This is a genomic window from Streptacidiphilus jeojiense (genome assembly GCF_000719095.1).
GTDB lineage: Bacteria > Actinomycetota > Actinomycetes > Streptomycetales > Streptomycetaceae > Streptacidiphilus > Streptacidiphilus jeojiensis.
The window spans coordinates 87,537-108,079 of record NZ_JOEH01000025.1 but is presented as its reverse complement, the minus strand read 5'-3'; the positions used below and the strand labels follow the sequence as shown (position 1 = coordinate 108,079).

Below are 20,543 nucleotides of genomic sequence, written 5' to 3'. Positions count from 1 at the left end.
CGCTTCCAGTTCTTTGTTCAAGTCATTGACAGCAGATGGGTGGGCAAGCACTATCTCGTGCAGATTCTGAAGGCCTGTCATGACTGGAAGCGCTTCCAGTTCACCTCTCCCACCCTAGGAGTCATCGTGCAACCTCGCAGTGTGCGAAGGCGTGTGGCCGCTGCTGCGGCGCTCGTCCTGGGCCTCGGTCTGACGGTGCTCGCGCCGGGCTCGGCCTCGGCCTCCACGGCCGTGTCCACCGGACACACGATCAGCCCGGGCACCCGGTTCTTCGTGCCGCCGCCCGCGGACGGCTCGGTGCAGCAGATCGCCGGGCTGGTGAAGTCCGGCGACCTCAAGGACGCCAAGCTGCTGACCGAGATGGAGACCGTTCCGTCCGCCGTGTGGCTCACCGGAGGCACACCCGCGCAGGTCGGCCGGCAGGTACGGACCACCCTGGCCGAAGCCGCGCTGGAACGGGCCGAGCCGGTGTTCGTGGTCTACGACATCCCCGGACGCGACTGCTCCGAGTACTCCGCGGGCGGCGCCGCCGACCAGGCGGCGTACCAGAGCTGGATCGACGCGGTGGCCTCGGCCGTGGGCCGTGCGCACGCCGTGCTGCTGGTCGAGCCGGACGCGCTGGGCAACGAGCCGTCCGACTGCAACCTCCCCACCAGCGCCTACCCCTACACCGACGCCGAGCGGACCGGGGAGGTCGGCTACGCGGCCGGCGCGTTGGAGAAGGACCCGAACACCAGCGTCTACCTGGACGGAACCAACGCGCACTGGCAGGCCGTCGGCAACATCACCTCACGGCTGCTGGCGGCGGGCGTGCAGCAGACGCAGGGGTTCTTCCTGAACGTCTCCAACTTCCGTACCAACGCCGAGTCCCAGGACTACGGCTCGTGGATCTCCGACTGCATCGCCATGGTCACCGACCCCGCGCACTGGGCCTTCGGCCACCCGGAGTACTGCGCCAGCCAGTACTACCCGGCCACCGTCGACGACTTCAGCACCTGGAGCCAGACCACGGCCTGGTACACCCAGAACCTGGGCGGCGCGGTGCCCACCACGCACTACGTGGTCGACACCAGCCGCAACGGACAGGGCCCCAACACCATGGCGGCGTACGGTGCCTCACCGTACGACCAGAGCCCGGCCACGGTCGCCGCGCTGATGCAGGGGAACTGGTGCAACCCGACCGGCGCGGGGCTCGGCGTGCGGCCCACGGCCAGTACCGGCGTGCCGCTGCTCGACGCGGACCTGTGGGTCAAGACACCGGGGCAGTCCGACGGCCAGTGCGACGCCGCCGGCGGGGTACGGGCCTGGGACTACACGGCCTACACCCAGCCCGGCTGGCCGACGGACGCCACCGCGCAGGCGCAGTTCGACCCGCTGTGGGGCCAGGTCGACCCGGCTGCAGGAGCCTGGTTCCCGGCACAGGCCCTGCAGTTGGTCCGGCTGGCCGCCCCGAAGCTGGGCTGACCCGGCCGTAGGGGTTCTCCGCCCGCCCGCCCGCGCCCTCCTGGACCGGGGCGCAGGCGGGCGGGCGCGTAGCTCCAAACGGGTGGACTCGCCGGGACGCGTACCGGACGGGGACCGTCGGCCGTGGTCCGGATGGTGACGTTGCCATCTGCGCCCCTGCCCTGACCCGGAAGAAGCGTCCCACATGCAGAACGCCCCCTCCCGCCGTGGGTTCACGGCGGCACTCCTCGCGGCGGCGGTGCTGGCCCCCATGGGGCTGAGTTCCACCGCGGCGGCACTCGCCAAGAGCGGCGCCCGGTACGGCGAGGACGACTGCCCGCCCGGCGGACTCGGCCCGGAGCTGACCGCTCGGCTGGACACGGTCATCGAGGACGTCCGCCGGCAGGCCGGCATTCCCGGCGTCATCGCCGGCGTGTGGCTGCCGGGCAGGGGAAGCTACACCCGCGCGACCGGCGTCGCCGACACCGCCACCGGCCGACCGATGACCACCGACCTGTTCATGCGGATCGGAAGCGAGACCAAGACCTTCACGGTCACCGCGCTGCTCCAACTCGTCGACCAGGGCACGGTCCGGCTCGACGACCCGATCTCCGCCCATCTCGACGGCGTCCCCTGCGGCGGCCTGATCACGCTGCGTCAGCTCGCCGAGATGCGCAGCGGGCTGTTCCCGTACACCGCGGACCCGGACTTCGTGCAGGACCTGTTGAGCGATCCGAGTCGCTCGTTCACCCCGAGGGAACTGCTGGCGTACGGCTTCAAGAACGAGAACACCTTCGGGCCCGGCGAGAAGTTCCAGTACTCCAACACCAACCTCATCCTGCTCGGCCTGGTGGTCGAGAAGGTCAGCGGCCTGGGCCTGGCCGACTTCATCCACCAGCGGGTGCTCCGCCCGTCCGGGCTGCACCACACGCTGCTGCCCCAGGGTGCCGAGATCCCCTGGCCGCACGCACACGGCTACACCAACCAGACGCTGAGCGGCGCCGTCGCGGACACCACCGACTGGAACGGCAGCTGGGCCTGGGCAGCCGGGGCGATGATCTCCGACCTCCAGGACCTGCGCCGCTGGGCCGAGATCGTCGCCACCGGAACGCTGCTCAGTGCGCAGACCCAGGCGGAGCGGCTCAAGGTGCTTCCGACCGGCCTGCCCGGCACCAGCTACGGTCTGGGCATCTTCGAGACCAGCGGATGGATCGGGCACAACGGCTCCACGCCCGGCTACCAGAGCGTGACCGTCCACCTGCCCTCGCAGAAGGCCACCCTGGTGCTTCTGCTCAACACCGACATCAGCTACGGGGGCCAGGAGCCGTCCACGCTCCTCGCCCGGGCGATCACCGAGATCGTCACCCCGGACAACATCTACGACAACCCGGCACCCCCGAGCTGAACGGTGGCGCCGCCGGCCCGGTGCTCCCGCCGTGGGATGCTCGGGGCGTGAGCACCGATGTGGACAAGCCGGAGCGCAGTCAGGACGACTCGGCCACGCTGCTTCTGGGCTTTCTCGACTACTACCGCTCCACGGTCACCCGCAAGGTCCGGGGGTTGAGTGAGGAGGAGCTGCGCAGCAGTCGGCTTCCTTCGGGATGGTCCCCGCTGCAACTGCTCAAGCACCTGGTGTACATGGAGCGACGGTGGCTGGTCTGGGGCTTCCTGGCCGAGCCGCTGTCCGACCCGCTCGGGGACAGTGACGACGACGGGCACTGGCAGGTCCGGCCCGAGGACTCTGCCGCCGGGCTCCTGGCCGCCCTGCACGAGGGCGGCGACCGCACCCGCGCCATCGTCCGCCGGAGCACGCTCACCGATGTCGCCCGGGTGGGCGGCCGCTTCCAGGACGACGACGTGCAGCCGCCGCCGACGCTGGCCTGGACGCTCTGCTACGTCCTGCAGGAGTACGCACGCCACTGCGGCCACCTGGACATCGCCTGCGAACTCGCCGACGGCAGCACCGGCGAGTAGCGGGGGTGTCAGGTCAGCCGGGTGAGGAAGAGCCAGGCATTGATCACGCCGCCCACCAGGGCGACCACGGCTGAGGGAACGAGCCAGTACAGGCCGCCGCCGTGCCCGGCCAGCACCGTTGCACCGCCGGTGAGCAGGAACAGAACCGTGAGCAGGTTGGGCGAGGAGTGGTCCAGCAGGCGCAGGAACCGGGCGGTCGCGGAGTGGTCGGCACGGTCGGCGCCGGCGGCCTTGTCGCGCCCGACGACGATCAGCACCGTGCCGGCCGCCGCCGCCAGCACCGTCAGCTCCAGGCCGAGCACCCAGCTGGGCTGGCCCGGCACCATCAGCAGGATCGAGGACAGGAGCGGGAGCACGAACAGGACCAGGGTCTGACCGGCGGAGGCCCTCAGCGCCGGGTGTTCCGCGATGCGCGGGGCGTTGAACGACACCGCGACGAACAGCAGTCCTGTCAGCGCGGCGCTCGCCCCGCCGACGACCAGCGAGAAGTTGCCCCAGTCCCCGACGCCCAGATCCGCCATTCGCCTGCCTTTCGGGAGTTGACTCGTGCGGCGTTCGACGATAGCGAATGCCGCTGCTGGACGGGGTGCTGGAAGATCCCGGTGTGCCTGGTCGTTGTCGCCGGATGTGCAGATCAGCGAAGCTTCCAGGGTCAGCGGTGTCAGCGCACGCGCGCTGCGGTACTACGAGGCCGAGGGCCTGATCGTCTCCGGCCGGTGCGCCAACGGGTTCCGTGACTACTGCCGCCCGACCATCGAACGGGTGCTGGTCATCAGGGAGTTGCTGGCCTCTGGGCTGCCTGTGCGGCTCATCAGGGAGCTTCTGCCGCACCTCACCGACGAACCCGGCGGGGTGTGTCCGGAGTTCCTGGTCGAGGTGCAGCGCCACCGTGACCGCCTCGCCGCGCGCATCGCCGTCCTCAGCGACCAGCAGGCGGCCCTCGACGCCTTCCTCCGCAAGGCCCGTTCGGCCGGTTCGTGAATGCCTGTTGACCTTGACGCAAGTGTCAGCCTCCTACGGTCTGCCCATGAGTACCGATGAGCAGCAGTTGACGATGACGGCCCTGGTCCAGCAGTCGGACCAGGGCCCCGGGGACCTGACCCTGACGACCGGCCGGGCCCGCCCCGTTCCGGGGCCCGGTGAGTACCTGGTGCGGGTGGGGGCCGCCGGGGTCAACTTCGCGGATGTGATGCAGAGTCGCGGCAGCTACGAAGGCGGGCCGCAGGCGCCCTATCCGGCAGGCTTCGAGGCCGCCGGCGAGATCGTGGCCGTCGCTCCGGACGTTCGGAGCCCGCTTCCGCTCGGCACTCACGTCGTGGGGGTCGGTGCCGGCGCGTTCGCGCAGTACATGACCATGCACGCCGCCGGCGTGCTCCGTGTGCCGTCCGGCTGGAGCGATGCCGCATCCCTTGGCCTGGTGCTGAACTGGGCGACCGCGCTGGCGGCGCTGAAGCCGATCGGCGAGATCAAGCCGGGCGAGGTGGTGCTGGTGTACGCGGCGGCCGGAGGGGTGGGCCAGGCCGCGGTCCGCCTCGCCCGCCACTACGGTGCCCGTGTCATCGCCACGGCCTCCCCGGCCAAGCACGCCACCGTCCGGGCCCTGGGGGCCGACGTGGTCCTGGACAGCCGACACCCCGAACTCGCCGCGGAGATCCTGCGACTGACCGGCGGCGTCGACCTCGTCCTGGAATCCGTGGGACAGGCCACCTTCGGCACCAGCCTGGCGGTGGCCAGGCCGTTCACCGGACGCATCGTCATCTTCGGCGCCGCTTCCGGACACGCGGAGATCTCCACCCGCGACCTTCTGTTCACCCATCAGGCCCAGGTCAGGGGGCTGCACATCTTCAACTGGGCAGCCGCGGTCCCGGCCGCCTTCGAGGAGTTGCTCGTCGAACTCGATGTGCTCATCGACCAGGGCGTCTACCCGCCCGGCACTCCGCACATCCACCCGCTGGCCCTGGGGCCCGAGGTGTTGCGGCAGCTCGAAGAAGGCCGCACCACCGGCAAGCACGCCCTCGACCCCTGGCGCTGAGCACGACGGGGCGGCGGAGTCACTCGGCCCATTCGTGCTCCAGCAGGGTGCGGAAGTCGGCGGGCCGACGGCCTATCAGTTCGGCCAGCGTCGGGTCGACGGCGGTGAACTCGCCGTTGCGCGCCGCGGCGAAGATGCTCAGCAGCAGGTCGGCGATCGGGGCTGGGGCGCCGTGTGCCAGGGTCTGCTCGCGGAAGTCGTCGTCGCCGAGGACGGTGCGCTTGAAGGGGCGGCCGGTGGCCCGGGCCGCGATCTCGGCGATGGCTTCGAAGTCGAGCGCCTCCGGGCCGGTGAGCGGCGGGGTGGGTCCCTGGAAGCGGCCCTCGTCGAGCAGGATCGCCGCCGTGGCCTCGGCGAGGTCGTCGTGGCCGGTCCAGGCGACGGGGCCGTCGGCGGGCAGGGCGATGTCGCCGCTGTGGCGGGCGGAGCGCAGGAACTGCAGGGCGCTGCTCGCGTAGAAGCCGTTGCGCAGCGCGGTCCAGGGCAGGCCGGTGGCGCGCAGCAGGTCCTCGGTGGCGGCGTGGTCGCGGCAGGCCTGGAAACGGGAGTCGTGGGCGGCGCCCATCTGGCTGGTGTAGAGGATGCGGCCGACGCCGGCCTGCACGGCGGCGTCGACGGCGGCGCGGTGGCCGGTGACGCACTCCTCGCCGGTGCGGTCGAGCGAGACCAGGAGCAGTTGCTCCGCCCCCTCGAAGGCGTGCCGGAGCGAGTCGGGGTCGTCGAAGTCGCCCTGCCGTACCCGGACGCCGCGGTCGGCGAGGTCCTGGGCCTTGCGGGGGTCGCGGACGCTGACGCCGACGCGGTCGGCCGGGACGCGCTGCAGGAGCAGTTCGACGGTGCGGCGGCCGAGCTGTCCGGTGGCTCCGGTCACGATGATCATGGGTTCTCCCGATGCTGGTTCCAGTGGAAACATGAAAATGGTAGCACTGGAAATACCAGCGGAACCACATCCTCGGTATCATCGGTCCATGGCAACGCGCGACACCACCGACAGCCCCCGTCGCCGCATCGTCGAGGCCGCCGTCGAACTCCTGGAGACCGGCGGCCCCGACGCGGTGAGCACCCGCGCGGTCGCCGCCGCGGCCGGGATGCAGCCGCCGGCGATCTACCGCCTCTTCGGCGACAAGGAAGGGCTCCTCGAAGCCGTCGCGGAGCACGGCTACGCACAGTTCCTGGAGAGCAAGCGCGCCCACCTCGACCCCGACGGGCAGGACCCGATGGAGGAGCTGCGCCGCGGCTGGGACACGGTGGTCGAGTTCGGGGTCACCCACCCCGAGCTGTTCGCGGTGATGACCAGGGCCACCGGCCGCGGGGCTGACCTGGGACACCGTGCGGGCCTGGAGATCCTCCACGGCCGGGTGCGCCGGCTGGCGGCCGGCGGGTGGCTGCGGGTCGACGAGGAAATGGCCGCCCAGGTCATCCAGGCCACCGGCCTGGGCGCGGTCACCACCTGGCACTCCACCCCCGCGGAACGCCGCGATCCGGCGCTGCTGACCCTGCTGCGCGAGGCCATGGTCGCCGCCGTCACCCGCCTGGAACCGACGCTCCCCGCCACCGAGTCCGGCCCCGCCGCGGCAGCCCGCGCACTGCGCGCCGCCCTCCCGGCCGACACCGACGTCCTCACCGGCGCCGAGCAGCACCTGCTGCGCGAGTGGCTCACCCGCCTGGCGGCGGACGTCGGCACGCCGCGGACCGGGGACGCAGCGGCGGCGTCATGATGGAGATCCAAGCCCCGGTCGCCGAGGTGCGGCAACGGTCCTGAGGAGACGTGACATGAGTGCAGCAGTGAACTGGAACGAGCAGGTCATCGAGGAGTTCCGGGCGAACGGGGGCAGGGTCGGCGGGCCCTTCGAGGACGCGCCGCTGGTCCTGGTCCACCACCGCGGCCGCAAGAGCGGGAAGGGGCACATCGCCCCGATGATGTACCTGCCGCACGAGACCGACCAGGACCGCGTCTACGTCTTCGCGAGCAAGGGCGGAGCGCCCACGGATCCTGACTGGTACCGCAACCTGACCGCCGCCGGCGAAGGCAGCGTCGAGCGCGGCACCGAGACCTACCCGGTGACCGTCCACGAGGTGACCGGCGCCGAGCGCGACCGGCTCTACGCCGAGCAGGCGAGCCGCTACCCCGGCTTCGCCGAGTACGAGCGCAAGACGGCCGGCATCCGCACCATCCCCGTGCTCGAACTCCGGCGCGTCCATGACGCAGCGTCAGCCGGCGCCTGAGCGCGGACGCCTCGACGCCCTGAACCCCTGGACCCCTGGGCCGACCTGGGCAACGGGACCGCGCGGCCGATACCGTGCGGCCCATGCATCGGAGCCGCGTCTACGCCATCCTGATCGACACTCCCGAAGCCGAGGTCGCCCGGGCGGCCTCCTTCTGGTCCGCCGCCCTCGGTGCGCCGGCTCAGCCAGTACCCGCCGAACCGCAGTTCACCGTGGTCCACGACGCCCTGCCAGGGCTGGTCACCGCGATCCAGGCGGTCGATGACGCACCTCGATTCCACCTCGACATCGAAACCGACGACGTCGAAGCCGAGACTGCGCGCCTGCTCGCCCTCGGTGCCACCCAAGTAGCGCAGTGGCTGGAGTGCCACGTCCTGCGCGCCCCCGGCGGACACCTGCTGTGCGTGCTGCCGGTGCACAGCGACCCGGAGGTCTTCAGGACCCAGGCCCGCACTTGGGCGTCCTGACACCTCGTCAAGCCTTCACCGCCGACCAAGGCATGCCGGTTGCGAGCGTCAGGCCGGCGGCGGCCAGGGCGGGGGAGTGCACGGGAATCGGAGCGGTCGGAGACGGGAGTGGGATCGGGTCCGGTGGACGGCGATGGTCCACGGTGCACGTTTGCACGAGGTCAGGACCGGTCGTCCTGCGCTGAACGGGTCGGGCAGAAGGTGGCCAGGTCAACGGTGTCGGTGCGGCCTGCGCGCCAGCCGACGGTGACCGTGGTGCCGTCGACCGTCACGGCGGCCGCCGAGCGCAGCTCCAGGGCCAGGGCGTCGGGATCGAATTGATCCGGTATCGATGAGAGCAGATGCACGGAGACGTACAGATCGCTGCCGGCTCCGGCGTCGTGGCTGCCGACCAGCACCGGGACTGCGGCGTGCGGCCCGAGGGCATTGGCGTTCTGCTGCCGGACCACGCCCGCGGCTCCGGCCGGGTAGCCGTGCACCGGCAGCAGCGCTGCGGTGAGGCCGTCCGCCCGTCGGACCCAGGCCAGCCCCTCCGCAGTGGTGCCCGCGGCCGGCGGTGCGTCAGCGGCCACGGCATGGCCGCCCTCGCGCACCGGATACGCCCGGGGGGCGCTGAGCAGGTGGCAGCGCAGCTCGTAGGGCCCGTCGACCAGGGAGACGGTGACGCACCGGGCACCGGGCAGCGGTGTGCCTTCGCGCTGCGGGCGGTGCACCGAGCCGGCGATCGGGCCCGCGGTCCGGTGCGCCAGGATCGGGCCGCGGCGGCTGGGCCGGCCCCGGTGGTCCAGGAGGGCGAAGCGGTTGTCCTCCTCTCCGGCGGCGCCCGGGCCGGTACCGGGGGCGGTGCTGGTCGAGTAGCCGAACTTGGCGTAGTGGGGGTCGTCCGGGTCGTCGCCCGGCGGGGTCTCGTAGGCGTGGTCGCTGCCGTGGTTGACCAGCCGGACGATTCCGTCGCGGACGGAGCTGTGCACCAGCCAGCCGGGCCCGGGCAGGGAGAAGGCGGCGTCGGAGGTCTCCGAGGGCTGGGCCTGTTCGGTGGCTGTCCACACCGGGTGGTCGGCGTCCAGGGCGAGGCCGAGGAAGCCCAGGCCGGCGAAGTAGGGGGAGCCGGGGCCGCTGTAGGACTGGGTCATCGGCAGGTGTTCGCCGAACCAGCCGAGCGGCAGTGGCCCGGCCGTCCCCACTCCGTGTCCGGTGAAGTGGGCCAGGGTGCCGGAGGCCAGCCGGCGGGCGGCGCCGGGGGCCAGCGGTCCGAGGTCGAGCATCGCGCCCAGCCACACCGGAGCCAGGGTCGCCGTGCGGTAGGCGAGGGACCTGCCCTGGTGCAGCGGAGCGCCGTCGGAGCCGAACAGTCGGGGGTAGGAGTGCAGGAAGCTGTCCAGCCTGCCGCGCCACAGTGCGGCGGCCGAGGGATCGCGGTCGGCGCCGACCAGGTCGTACCAGGCCCACAGGAAGGGGTGGATCACCCAGGCGTTGTAGTGGTCGACGTTGCGCTGCCAGCCGTCGGTGTACCAGCCCTCGCCCAGGTGCCAGGACTCCACCCGGCGCACCGCGTCGGTGCGGTCGGGGGCGTCGCGGCCGGTGGACTCCAGGAAGGCGGCGATCACCGCGCTGAACAGCAGCCAGTTGTTGGGCCAGACCTCGAGTCGGGCATGATGGTCCAGCCAGTCGGCGATGCGCTGCTGGACCGGCGGGTCCAGGCGGTCCCACAGTCTGCGCCGGGACAGGTGCAGGGCCAGGGCGATGTTGGCCGCCTCCACCGTGGGCTGGGTCCGCCGTCGCTGCAGGGGTATGCAGTCCTCGCCGGGCAGCCAGTACTCGGGGTTGGTGGGGTCGGTTCCGGCGGCGAGTCCGCGGCCGTACTGCTCGGCCAGGCGCAGCGCCGCCGGGTCGTCCTCCCGGGCGCCGGCGATCCGGGCGGCGGCGAGCAGGAAGGTGCGGGCGAAGCCCTCCAGGGCGTCGCTGTCCGGTCCGGAGTACGACGCACGGCCCGGGAGGGCGAAGCGGGCGCCGCCGGGTGAGGCGTACTGCCGGGCGGTGCCGAGCCAGTGGTCGGCGACGGCCTCCCAGTGCGTCCTGGTCCAGCCGGTGCGGGGGGAGATCCGGTGGTCGTGGTCCGGGAGGAGCAACTGCGGTCGGGGCGTCGTCCGTCGGGACATGGTGCGGAGGGTGTCCTTTCAGGACGCGGGTCGCCGAACGGTGCCGCGGATCACCAGGTGGGTTCCCAGGACGGTGTTCTGACGCATCGCCATGGTCATCGGGTCGTCCCGGTGCAGGGCCAGTCGCATCGCGGTGCGTCCGAGCTCCAGGTGCGGGACGTGCACGGTGGTGAGGCCGGGGACCACGTCCAGGGCCGTCGGCTCGTCGTTGTAGCCGACCACCGAGATGTCGCCGGGGACGTCGACTCCGGCCTCCCGCAGAGCTGCCATGGCGCCGGCGGCGACCAGGTCGTCGTAGCAGAACAGGGCGGTGAACGGCAGCGGGCCCTGCTCGACCAGCGCCTGGACGGTGCGGTACCCGAACTGCCGGGAGGGTTCACCGTCGGGGCGGCAGTGCCGCACCAGCGCCGGGTCGGGCTCGACCCCGAAGTCCCGCAGTGCGCGCCGGTAGCCGGCCAGCCGCGGGGCGGTGGTGGTGTAGCCGGGCGGACCGCCGAGGAAGGCGATCCGCCGGTGGCCCAGGGACAGCAGATGGCAGACGGCGGCGAAGGCGCCGCCCTCGTTGTCGTACTCGACCACGGTGATCGGCAGCGCCGGGTCCGGCGTCGGGCGTCCGCAGAACACCAGTCGCGAGCCCGCGCCGTCCAGGGCCTGGGCGAGCCTGCCGATCCTGGTCCGGTACTCGGGGGAGTCCCGCACCCCGCCGATCAGCACCACGGCCTCGGTGTTGCGCTTCCGAAGCAGCTCGATCAGTGCCATCTCCCGGTCCGGGTCGTCCATGGTGGTGCACACCAGGCACATCCGGTCCTCGGCCACGGCCTCCTGCTCCACGCCCCTGGCGACCTGGTTGTGGAACGGCCAGGTGATGTCGGCGAGCAGGATCGCCACCGTGCGCGAGTTGGCCACCGACAGGGAGCGGGCCTGCTCGTTGACCACGTAGTCCAGGTCCTCGATGGCCTTGCGGACCCGGCGCCGCACCTCGGCGGAGACCGGCCGGTTTCCGGTGAGCACCCGGGAGACGGTCGCGGTGGAGACCCCGGCCCTGGCGGCGACGTCGCGCACGGTGGCGGCGCGGGCGGGGGTCGGCGATGGCTCAGAGGCATCCGGCATACCGGGAGTATAGGGATGAGTGATCACTTGAGCAGTCCCACGCTGAGTCCGGTCTGCACCTTCTTGGCCAGGGCGAGGTAGAGCGCGACCACCGGGAGCGCCGCGATGACCAGTCCGGCGAACAGCGCGCTCCAGTCGTTGGCGTAGCCCTGCTGCACGGCGAGTGCGGCCAGGCCCTGGGAGAGCAGGTACTTGTGCTGGTCGGAGTTGAGCACCAGCGGCAGCAGGTACTGGTTCCACATGCCGAGGAAGTTGAAGATGGCGACGCTGACCAGCCCCGGCTTGGCCATCGGCAGCATGATCCGGAAGAACACGCCCTCCTGCGAGCAGCCGTCGATGACGGCGGCCTCGGCCACCGAGGTGGGCAGGGTGCGGAAGAAGCCGGTGAGGAAGAAGACCGTGAACGGCAGCGCGTAGGCGGTGTAGACCAGGATCAGCCCCGGGTAGCTGCTGAGCAGGTTCAGGTTCTTCACCACGAAGAACAGCGGGACCAGGGCCAGGAACACCGGGAAGGTCATCCCGGCCACGAAGGCGTAGTAGATGACGCGGTTGCCGGGGAAGCGGAACCGGGCCAGCACATAGGCGGCCATGGAGCCGAGCAGCATGGTCAGCACCAGCGCGCCGACCACCACGATCACGGTGTTGACGAAGTACTCGCCGATGTCCGCCTTGGTCCAGGCCCGGACGAAGTTGTCAAAGTGCCAGGTCGCGGGCAGCTTCCAGGGGCTGGCGAACAGCTCGTTGTTGGTCTTGAAGGCGCTGACCAGGGCCCAGAGCAGCGGGACGGCGGCCAGCAGCGCCCAGACGCCCAGGAATCCCTGGGTGGCCCCGGTGCCGAGGCGGCGGGACAGCCGCCCGGCAGGCCGGTGCGGACTGCTTCCGGCAGCCTGCGAATCACCCGGCGAGTCGGACCGCGGGCCGGCGTCGGGCTCCGCCGACAGCGGAGGGGTGGTGGTGTCGGTCATTGCGGCCTCCTCAGAATTCGATGGTCTCGCGGCGCGACAGCCCGAAGGTGGCCGCGGCCATGAGCAGGGTCAGCAGGCACAGCACCACGCCGATGGCCGACGCGTAGCCGAACTCCCCGTTCTGGAAGGCCGCCTGGTAGAGGTACTGGGCCACCACATTGGTGGAGTTGTCGGGGCCGCCGTCCGGCAGCAGCACCTCGAACAGCGCGAAGGCGTCCAGTGCGGCGATGCCCAGGTAGATCCAGGCGACCTGGACGGTCTCCCGCAGCAGCGGCAGGGTGATCCGCCACATGGCCTGGGCCCGGGAGGAGCCGTCCAGGTCGGCGGCCTCGTAGATGTCCTTGGGGATGGACTGCATGGCGGCGCTGAACAGCACCACGTAGAAGCCGACCCCGGTCCAGACCATGATCGCGGCCAGGGACCACAGGGCCACCGCCGGGTCGCCCAGCCAGGTGGCCTTGAGGCTGCCCAGGCCGACCGCGTCCAGGGCCGAGTTGATCGGCCCCAGCTGCGGGTTGTACAGGAACTGCCAGAGCACCGCGGTGATGACGGCGGGCAGGATGTGCGGTAGGAAGAACAGCTTCTGGTAGGGCCCGGCGCCGCGCACCCCCTTGACCGTCCCGGCCGAGGCACCCACGTTGAGCGTGCTCGCGAAGAACAGCCCCAGCGCGATGGTCACCAGCGGGACGGCCACCAGCAGCAGCGCATTGTGCTCCAGGGCCGTCCAGAAGCCCGGATCCGAGGCCAGCTTGCGGTAGTTGGCCAGGCCCACGAAGGGCTGGGCGGCGGTGAAACCGGTCCAGCTGGTCAGCGAGATGTAGAAGGCCTGGGCGAACGGGGACAGCACGAACACCCCGTAGAGCGTGAGCGGCGCTGCCAGGAACAGCGTGATGATGCGGTACTTTCCGTGCCCCATGGCAGCGAACTCCGTTCTTCGTCAGGACTGTCAGCGGGTGTACTTCTTGATGGAGGAGTCGGCGGTCACGGCGTCGGCCGTGGCCTGCATCTTCTTCAGGAAGCCCGCCGCGTCGCTGCGCCCGGCCAGCAGGTTGCCGATCTCGGTCTTCAGGGCCGTGGCCATGGTCGGGTACCAGCTGGGGAAGAGGTACATGAAGGTGTTGTCCCCGGCGGCGGTGATCGCCTTGGTGACCGAGCCGAACGCGGTCGAGCCGAAGTCCTGCCCGGAGGCCGCGCCCTTGACCACCGTCGGCGCGTGGGTGAGCTCGGAGAAGTGGGTGGCCGCCGACTGGGACAGCATGATGCGCAGGAACTCCAGGCCGCCGCGGACGTTCTTGGACTGGGCCGGGACGATGTACTTCTCGCTGGCGCCGGTGTAGAGCGCGGTGACCGGCAGCTGGTCGGCGGCGGTGAGCGAGGGGAGGGTGCCCAGGACCATGTCGAAGCCGTCGGGCGTGATGCCCTTCATCTCGGCCTCGATCCAGGAGCCGCTGGGGTAGATCGCCGCCTTGCCCTGGACCCAGGAGGTCTGTGCCTGGGTGTGCGTCAGACCGGCGCTGCCGGACATCATCCAGCCGTTCTTGACCAGCGCGGCTATCGCCTGGGCGGCCTGCTGCATGGGCTCGGACTGCCAGGCGCCGGCCTTGAGGTTGTCGATGTCGGTGACCGTGCTCACGCCGCCGAGCTTCACCGCGAGGCTGATCAGCGGCTGCATGAAGTAGTCGGGGGCGGTCTGGCCGCCGTAGGCGAAGGGGGAGATCCCGGCCGCCTTGATCTTCCCGGCCAGGGTGACCAGTCCGGACCAGGTGGTCGGCCACTCCCAGCCGTTCTTCTGGAACAGCGACTGGGAGTACCAGAAGCCGTAGGCGGTGTAGACGTAGGGCAGTGCCATCACCTTGCCGTCGAAGGTGGTCGCGGTCAGCGCCCCGGGCAGCAGGGTGTCGGCGACGGTCTTGGACGGGTCGTCGATCGAGGGGGCCTTGAGCAGGTCGCTGAGATCGGTGACCTGGCCGTTGCCGACCAGGGTGCCCAGCACCATGGCGCTGGCACCGCTGTTGTCGATGACCGCGGGCGGGTTGCCGGCGACGAAGCGCGGCTGCAGCTCGGTCTGGACCTGCTGGATGCCGTTGTGGGTGATGGTCGCCTTGGGGAAGGACTTCTTGTAGATGGCCTCGTCGAACTTGGCGTAGTCGTCGCCGTAGCCGCCCTTGAAGACGTAGACCTCCAGCGGCGCTGAGGTGTCGACACCGAGCGGGTTGGCCGCGCTGGTGGCGCCGGCGGCGGCGGGGGAGGTGCCGGAGGAGGCGTCGCTGCCGCCGGTGGCGCAGCCGCTGAGCAGGGACACGGCGGGGACGGCGGCGATTCCCAGCAGGCCGGTGGTGCGCAGCAGGGATCTGCGGGTGAGCGGGGCGACGGTGTTCAGGTTCGGCTTGTTCATGGCTGTTCCTTTCGAGGGGGTGGAGCACGAGGGGCGGAGCATCGGGGTGAGGGTCGGAGCGGGCATCGGGTCGGGCATCGGGTCGGTGCGGTTCGGGTTCAGGCGGTGGTCGCCAGTTCCTCGGCGGCGACCAGGCCGAGCAGCGGCAGTCCGGTCGCGAGCCGCTCGACCTCGGCCACGGCGAATTCGCCCAGGCGGCTCACCTCGCTCCCCATCGCACCGGCGACATGGGGGGTGACCAGCACGTTCGGCAGGGTGAGCAGCGGGTGTCCGTGTGGCAACGGTTCGGGGTCGGTGACGTCGAGGACTGCGTCGATGCGGCCCGAGGCACATTCGGCGACCAGTGCCTCGGCGTCGATCAGGGCTCCGCGCGCGGTGTTGACCAGTACGGCGCGGTCCGGCAGCAGCGCCAGCCTGCGGGCGTCCAGCAGGCCGCGGGTGCCGGGGAGCAGCGGGGCGTGCACGGTGACCACGTCGCTGCGCATGAGCAGGTCGTCGAGCTCGACCAGTTCGACCCGGCCGTCCGGAACCAGCGCGGCGGCCTGTGCCTCGGTGATGGTCGGGTCGCTCACCAGCAGTCGGAACCCGTGTCCGGCGAGCATGGCGAGCACCAGCCGACCGGTGCGGGAGGCGCCGACCACCCCGACCGTGCGGCCGTGGTTGCCGGTGTCGGGCTGGACCGAGTAGTCCCTGAAGCCGGTCGAGACGTACTCGTTGGCGAGCCGGAAGGCCCGCTTGCCCGCCAGCAGCACGGCGCTGACGGTGTACTGGGCCACCGGCAGAGCGTTGACGGCGGCCGCGGAGGAGACCAGGACCCCGCGGTCCCAGACTGTTGGGCTGACCAACTCCTTGACCGAGCCGGCCGCGTGGACCACGGCGCGCAGTTTCGGCGCGGCGTCCAGGACCCAGTCCTCGACCACCGGGCAGCCCCAACCGGTGATCAGCACGTCGGTCCCGGCGAGTGTGTGCAGGACCTCCGGCTCGGCGAAGTCGGTGGCCGCCAGCACGCGTTCGATCCGTGCGGTCGCACTCAGCCGGGCCATCAGCGGCTCGGGGAGCACGCTGGCGACGAGATCGGGGCGCATGGCGATCATTGCGGTCAGCTTCTCGGACACGAGGAGGCTGGTCTCCTTGGTGGTAGCGGTGCAGGCAATCGGTTACACGAGATGGCGAGATTCAAGCTTTTCGACTCATGGTTCGTCAATACCTGCGAGGAAGAAGCCCGGTAGATGTGGTGATTCACAGCGATCCACGGCGCGGTCGGCTGGTAACCGATTGCCTGACATTCCGTCGAATCCGTTGACGTGTCGCTGGAAGGCGCTTACCTTCTCGTCAATCGGAGCGGGAGGCTCCGGGCCTGCGGACGCATCGGCGAGGAGACCCCCATGAGTACGCACTTCACCCGACGACGGATCCTTCAGCTGGGCGCAGCCACCACGGCGCTGGCGAGCACGGCCCAGTGGGTGTCCGCGCCGCACGCCTGGGCCGACGACGCCTACGACACCCTGCGCGGGCGCTGGTTGGAGCTGCTGACCGGCACCGGCTTCGACGCCACGGCGGCCCCCTTCGCCTCCGCGCTGTCCACCATCGGAACCCAGGCCTCGACCTACCAGGGCGCCATGACCACCAGCGGCAGCTCGCTCTGGAGCGATCTGCCGCTGGGCAGCGTCTCGGCGAACATCACCTCCAGCTACAACCGCCTGAAGACCATGGCCCTGGCCTACGTCCAGCCGGGCACCGGCCTGACCGGCGACGCGACCCTGGCGTCGGCGGTGACCAGCGGTCTGGACTTCCTCTGCGCCAACGCCTACACCGCCTCCGCGACCACCTACAACAACTGGTGGGACTGGCAGATCGGCAGTCCGGAGGCGCTGCTGGACACCTGTGTGCTGATGTACTCCCAGTTGAGCTCCACCGAGATCGCGAACTACTGCGCCGCCGTCGACCACTACGTACCGGACTCCGCCGTTTCCTCCTACAGCGGGACCAGTACCGGGGCCAACCGGGTGGACCTGTGCCGGGTGATCGCGCTGCGCGGTGTCCTCGGCAAGAGCTCCGCCAAGCTGGCGACCGCCACTGCCGCGCTCTCCCCGGTCTTCCCCTACGTGCTCACCGGCGACGGGCTCTACGCCGACGGCTCCTTCGTCCAGCACACCTACGTCCCCTACACCGGCTCCTACGGCGAGGTGATGCTCGGCGGCCTGAGCCGGATGCTCTGGCTGCTGTCCGGCTCCACCTGGGCGGTCACCGACGCCGGGCAGCAGAACGTCTTCGACTCGGTCGCCAACGCCTATGCGCCCTTCCTCTTCAACGGCCTGGTGATGGACGGAGTGGTGGGGCGGGCCATCAGCCGGGGCCTGGCCGTCACCGACCCGCTGCAGATCCAGCAGGACGACCACCGGCGCGGACACACCCTGATCGCCGACATCCTGCGCCTGGCCGACTCGGGAGTGGCCTCCAGCACCCAGAGTGCGCAGTGGCTGGCGACGGTCAAGGGCTGGATGCAGCGCGACTACTACAGCCCCTACCTGTCCGACGCCACCCAGGGAGTGCCGGAGCTCGCCCGCGCCCAGACGCTGCTGAACGACTCTACGGTCACCGCCTCGGCCGAGCCCTCGGGCCACCGGGTCTTCGCCATGGACCGCGCCGTGCACCGCCGCAGCGGCTGGGCCGCCGCGGTGAGCATGTGCTCGGCCCGCACCACCTTCTACGAGAATGGCAACGGGGAGAACGTCCGCGGCTGGCACACCAACAACGGCATGCTCTACTGGTGGGGCGCCGGCTACGGCAACGGGCAGTACTCGGACGCCTTCTGGCCCACCGTCAACCCCTACCGGCTGCCCGGCACCACGGTGTCGACGCTGGCACTGGCGGACGGTGCGGGCGGTGTCTGGGGCGCGGCCCACCCGGCCGCGGTCTGGGCCGGGGGCGCCACCGACGGCAGCTACGCGGCGATCGGCCAGGACGTCCGGGGCCTGTCCAGCACCCTGACCGGGAAGAAGTCCTGGTTCTTCCTGGACGACTCGGTGATGTGCCTGGGCGCCGGGATCAGCTGCACCGACGGTGTCGCGGTGGAGACCGTGATCGACAACCGCAACCTGGGTGCGACCGGCACCCACGCGCTCACCGTCAACGGCACCTCGCAGTCCACCACGGTCGGCTGGTCCTCGCAGTTCACTGCGGCGAGCTCGATCGCGATCGCGGGTTTCGGCGGCTATGTGTTCCCCGGCGGGGCCACCGTCAACGCCCTGCGCGAGGCTCGGACCGGGGCCTGGTCCGACATCAACTCCAACGACATGACCACCGAGGTGACCCGCCGTTACCTCACCCTCTGGTTCGACCACGGCACCGATCCGACGGCCGGCTCCTACAGCTACCTGCTGATGCCCGGCGCAACCGCCGCGGCCACCGCGGCCCGCGCCGCCGCGCCGACGGTCAGCGTGCTGGCCAACAGCGCCACGGCGCAGGCCGTCACCGACACCGCCTCGGGCGTCACCGCCGCCAACTTCTTCGCCGCCGGCACCGCGGGACCCATCACGGTGAACGCACCGTGCTCGGTGCTGATGGTCGAGCAGAGCGGCACCCTGACGGTGACCGTCGCCGACCCCTCCCGCCTGGCCTCGACGGTGCAGGTGACCGTCGCCCGCTCCGGCTACACCTCGGCCACCGCGGGCAGCGGCATCTCGGTGCTGTCCTCGTCCGGCGGGGCGATCACGCTGCTCGCAGAGGTCGGCGGCAGCCACGGCGCCTCCCGCACGGCGACGCTGAGCACCTCGGGCACCGCCCTCACCGCCTCCGCACTGACCCTGCTCGCGCCCACCGCGGACACCTACGTCCGGGACGGCAGCGCCTACAACACCGTCAACTACGGGACCGCGACCACGCTGACGGTGAAGAACACCAACAGCACCGCCAGCGGCTACTCGCGCCGGGCGCTGTTCGCGTTCGACGCCTCGGCGGTCACCGGAACGGTCTCCCGGGCGGTGCTGTGGACCCACGGCAACGTCGCCGACTCGGGCGGCACCCAGACCACCCTGCAGGCCTTCGCCACGGCGAGCGACACCTGGACCGAGTCGGCGGTGACCTGGAACACCGCTCCCGCCCTGGGCACCGCGCTGGGCACCGGCCAGATCTCCACCGCCGCGGACTGGATCGGACTCGACGTCACCACCGCGGTCGCCGCCGCCGTCACCGCGACAGGTGGCGACGGTACGGCCTCGCTGGCGGTCTGGGAACCGCTGGGCGCCGTGGGCCTGGCGGTGCTCCTCAACAGCCGGGAGAACGCGGCCTACCCGCCGGTGCTGCAGATCATCAGCAGCTGAGGGGCCCGGACGCCGCTGCCCTCGGCGAGGCCGAGGTCAGCGGCGGACCGCTGCCGATGCCCGGGCGTCGGACCGATCGAGGCGGATCAGCTCGCGAGCGGGTCGAGGACCTGGCCGAGGAAGAGGATCTGGCCGGTGGTGGTGTCGCGGACGGCGAAGACGAACGGGTGGTCGAAGTCCAGCTGGATCCGCGCCGGGGCGACCGCGCCCATCCCCACGCCGACGCCGGTCGCGGCAGCGGCCGTGGTTCCCTGCTCGTCCACGTCCACCTTGGTGCGCTGGACCACCGTGCTGACCTGGAGGGGGGTGTGGTCGGTGGTGATCGCGCCGAGGTCCGCGTCGCCGGTGAAGGCGGTCCGCATGCCCAGGGCGCGCAACGCCCCGCTCAGCTCGCCACCGTACTCGAAGTGGAACTTCGGCAGACGGATCCCCGCCTGCTGCTGAGAGCTGCCCAGCGCGGCGACGGCCGCTGCCAGCTGTGCGCCGGTGGGCAGTCGGGTGCTGGTCGCGGAGTCGGGAAGCAGCAGGTCCATCGCCAGGTGTCCGCCCTGGTAGGGGAGTTCGGCAGCCTGCCAGCCGGGGATCGAGGCGGTGCTGACGTAGTGCTCCGACCTCATGGTCTCCACCGGGACGGTGCTGCCGTCCGCGAGGTGGAAGTCGGCCTGGGAGGTCTGGTGGGGGTCGAACGGCGATGCCCAGTCGGCGTGCAGGTAGAGCGCGTCGGTCAGCACCAGCCGGGTGTCGGAACCCAGGGCGCCCCGGTCGAAGAGCTTGGTGATCATCTTTCGGGTCTCCTGGGAGACCGTCGCATTGATCGCGTCGGTGGCCTGGTCGGCGTGGTGTGCGAAGTCCGCGGTGTGCACGCCTGTCGCGAAGGCCGTGGCCAGCGTCCGCAGATAGGTCTGGTCCAGCTTCAGGCCCTGCTGGGCCCAGAGGTCGTCGGCATAGCTGAGCTGGTTGTGGTCCTTGGCGGCCTGGGCCTGCTCGTCCCTGCGCAGCGTGCCCAGTGCGGTGGCGTACTCGGCGGCGGAGAGCCGGGTGCCGAGCAGCTTGCGGATCTCGTCGGCGGTCGCCCCCTGCGCGCCGGGCAGCAGTAGCGCCAGCGCGCCTTGCAGGCTGGCGGGGGAGACCGCGAGGTTCTGCTTGCCGGCCTGGTTGTTCGAGCCGGCCAACTGCCGGAGCAGATCCAGACCGAGGACGGTCCCGCCGTCCGCCGCGGCCTGCCGGTCCGCCGCCGGTGCCACGGCGGCCGCCGCGGACACCCGCACCAGCGTCCCGTCGGCCGACCTGTCGTTGTTCCCGCCGCCGCCGTTCGCGCTCCCGCACCCCGTCAGCACGGTCAGCGCCGTGGCCAACAGCAGTCCCGACACGCGTGTCCTCCGCTGTACTGTCATGCCGCTTCGACGTGCCGGCCGGTGATCGGGTTCCGAGCCCGGCGCGCGGATTCATC

General features: G+C 71.2%; 18 protein-coding genes. 9 read left to right on the top strand and 9 right to left on the bottom strand.

Features of this window, described 5'->3' with window-relative positions:
- Positions 1-153: 153 nt before the first annotated feature.
- From IF29_RS0130155 to IF29_RS0130145, 3 genes are all read left to right on the top strand, one after another.
- Positions 154-1,464 carry a glycoside hydrolase family 6 protein gene (locus IF29_RS0130155; protein WP_198037590.1) on the top strand — a complete coding sequence of 437 codons (1,311 nt, stop codon included), beginning with the start codon at positions 154-156 and terminating at the stop codon, positions 1,462-1,464.
- Between the two features lie 184 nt (positions 1,465-1,648).
- Complete coding sequence (locus IF29_RS0130150; protein ID WP_030261485.1) at positions 1,649-2,848, top strand: serine hydrolase domain-containing protein; 1,200 nt, start codon at positions 1,649-1,651, stop codon at positions 2,846-2,848.
- 47 nt (positions 2,849-2,895) lie between these two features.
- Entirely contained in the window at positions 2,896-3,417 is a 522-nt protein-coding gene (locus IF29_RS0130145) for a DinB family protein (RefSeq protein WP_030261483.1), read from the top strand.
- Positions 3,418-3,425: 8 nt separating this feature from the next.
- Here the strand turns inward: IF29_RS0130145 and IF29_RS0130140 are convergent, their stop codons facing one another.
- On the bottom strand, positions 3,426-3,938 hold the full coding sequence (locus tag IF29_RS0130140) for a hypothetical protein (RefSeq protein WP_030261482.1): 513 nt from the start codon (positions 3,936-3,938) through the stop codon (positions 3,426-3,428).
- A 106-nt stretch (positions 3,939-4,044) separates the two neighbouring features.
- Between IF29_RS0130140 and IF29_RS0130135 the strand changes: the two genes are divergently transcribed.
- Both IF29_RS0130135 and IF29_RS0130130 read left to right on the top strand, forming a co-directional pair.
- Positions 4,045-4,398, top strand: a complete 354-nt coding sequence (locus IF29_RS0130135) for a MerR family transcriptional regulator (protein WP_030261479.1) — start codon at positions 4,045-4,047, stop codon at positions 4,396-4,398.
- 46 nt (positions 4,399-4,444) lie between these two features.
- The gene (locus IF29_RS0130130) at positions 4,445-5,449 is read left to right on the top strand and encodes a zinc-binding dehydrogenase (protein WP_030261477.1); all 1,005 of its coding nucleotides are present in this window, start codon (positions 4,445-4,447) and stop codon (positions 5,447-5,449) included.
- 19 nt (positions 5,450-5,468) lie between these two features.
- Here the strand turns inward: IF29_RS0130130 and IF29_RS0130125 are convergent, their stop codons facing one another.
- Positions 5,469-6,329: an SDR family oxidoreductase gene (locus tag IF29_RS0130125; RefSeq protein ID WP_030261475.1), complete on the bottom strand. Its 861-nt coding sequence runs from the start codon at positions 6,327-6,329 to the stop codon at positions 5,469-5,471.
- Between the two features lie 88 nt (positions 6,330-6,417).
- Between IF29_RS0130125 and IF29_RS0130120 the strand changes: the two genes are divergently transcribed.
- The 3 genes from IF29_RS0130120 (at position 6,418) to IF29_RS0130110 (ending at position 8,142) form a co-directional block, all read left to right on the top strand.
- On the top strand, positions 6,418-7,167 hold the full coding sequence (locus tag IF29_RS0130120; protein ID WP_030261474.1) for a TetR/AcrR family transcriptional regulator: 750 nt from the start codon (positions 6,418-6,420) through the stop codon (positions 7,165-7,167).
- A gap of 55 nt (positions 7,168-7,222) precedes the next feature.
- On the top strand, positions 7,223-7,675 hold the full coding sequence (locus IF29_RS0130115) for a nitroreductase family deazaflavin-dependent oxidoreductase (RefSeq protein ID WP_030261472.1): 453 nt from the start codon (positions 7,223-7,225) through the stop codon (positions 7,673-7,675).
- 83 nt (positions 7,676-7,758) lie between these two features.
- Entirely contained in the window at positions 7,759-8,142 is a 384-nt protein-coding gene (locus tag IF29_RS0130110) for a VOC family protein (protein ID WP_030261470.1), read from the top strand.
- A 161-nt stretch (positions 8,143-8,303) separates the two neighbouring features.
- On the opposite strand, the gene IF29_RS0130105 is transcribed toward IF29_RS0130110, so the two are convergent.
- From IF29_RS0130105 to IF29_RS0130080, 6 genes are all read right to left on the bottom strand, one after another.
- The gene (locus IF29_RS0130105; RefSeq protein WP_063757648.1) at positions 8,304-10,301 is read right to left on the bottom strand and encodes a DUF2264 domain-containing protein; all 1,998 of its coding nucleotides are present in this window, start codon (positions 10,299-10,301) and stop codon (positions 8,304-8,306) included.
- An 18-nt stretch (positions 10,302-10,319) separates the two neighbouring features.
- Positions 10,320-11,411, bottom strand: a complete 1,092-nt coding sequence (locus tag IF29_RS0130100) for a LacI family DNA-binding transcriptional regulator (protein WP_030261466.1) — start codon at positions 11,409-11,411, stop codon at positions 10,320-10,322.
- Positions 11,412-11,434: 23 nt separating this feature from the next.
- Positions 11,435-12,376, bottom strand: a complete 942-nt coding sequence (locus IF29_RS0130095) for a carbohydrate ABC transporter permease (protein WP_030261465.1) — start codon at positions 12,374-12,376, stop codon at positions 11,435-11,437.
- Between the two features lie 10 nt (positions 12,377-12,386).
- Complete coding sequence (locus IF29_RS0130090) at positions 12,387-13,292, bottom strand: carbohydrate ABC transporter permease (RefSeq protein WP_030261463.1); 906 nt, start codon at positions 13,290-13,292, stop codon at positions 12,387-12,389.
- Between the two features lie 30 nt (positions 13,293-13,322).
- Entirely contained in the window at positions 13,323-14,771 is a 1,449-nt protein-coding gene (gene ngcE / locus IF29_RS0130085; protein WP_030261461.1) for an N-acetylglucosamine/diacetylchitobiose ABC transporter substrate-binding protein, read from the bottom strand.
- Positions 14,772-14,869: 98 nt separating this feature from the next.
- Positions 14,870-15,886 carry a hydroxyacid dehydrogenase gene (locus tag IF29_RS0130080; protein ID WP_030261459.1) on the bottom strand — a complete coding sequence of 339 codons (1,017 nt, stop codon included), beginning with the start codon at positions 15,884-15,886 and terminating at the stop codon, positions 14,870-14,872.
- A gap of 270 nt (positions 15,887-16,156) precedes the next feature.
- Between IF29_RS0130080 and IF29_RS0130075 the strand changes: the two genes are divergently transcribed.
- Positions 16,157-19,093: a polysaccharide lyase family 8 super-sandwich domain-containing protein gene (locus IF29_RS0130075; protein WP_063757647.1), complete on the top strand. Its 2,937-nt coding sequence runs from the start codon at positions 16,157-16,159 to the stop codon at positions 19,091-19,093.
- 86 nt (positions 19,094-19,179) lie between these two features.
- Here IF29_RS0130075 and IF29_RS0130070 read toward each other — a convergent pair whose 3' ends face one another.
- Positions 19,180-20,463, bottom strand: a complete 1,284-nt coding sequence (locus IF29_RS0130070; protein WP_030261456.1) for a serpin family protein — start codon at positions 20,461-20,463, stop codon at positions 19,180-19,182.
- Positions 20,464-20,543 lie beyond the last annotated feature (80 nt).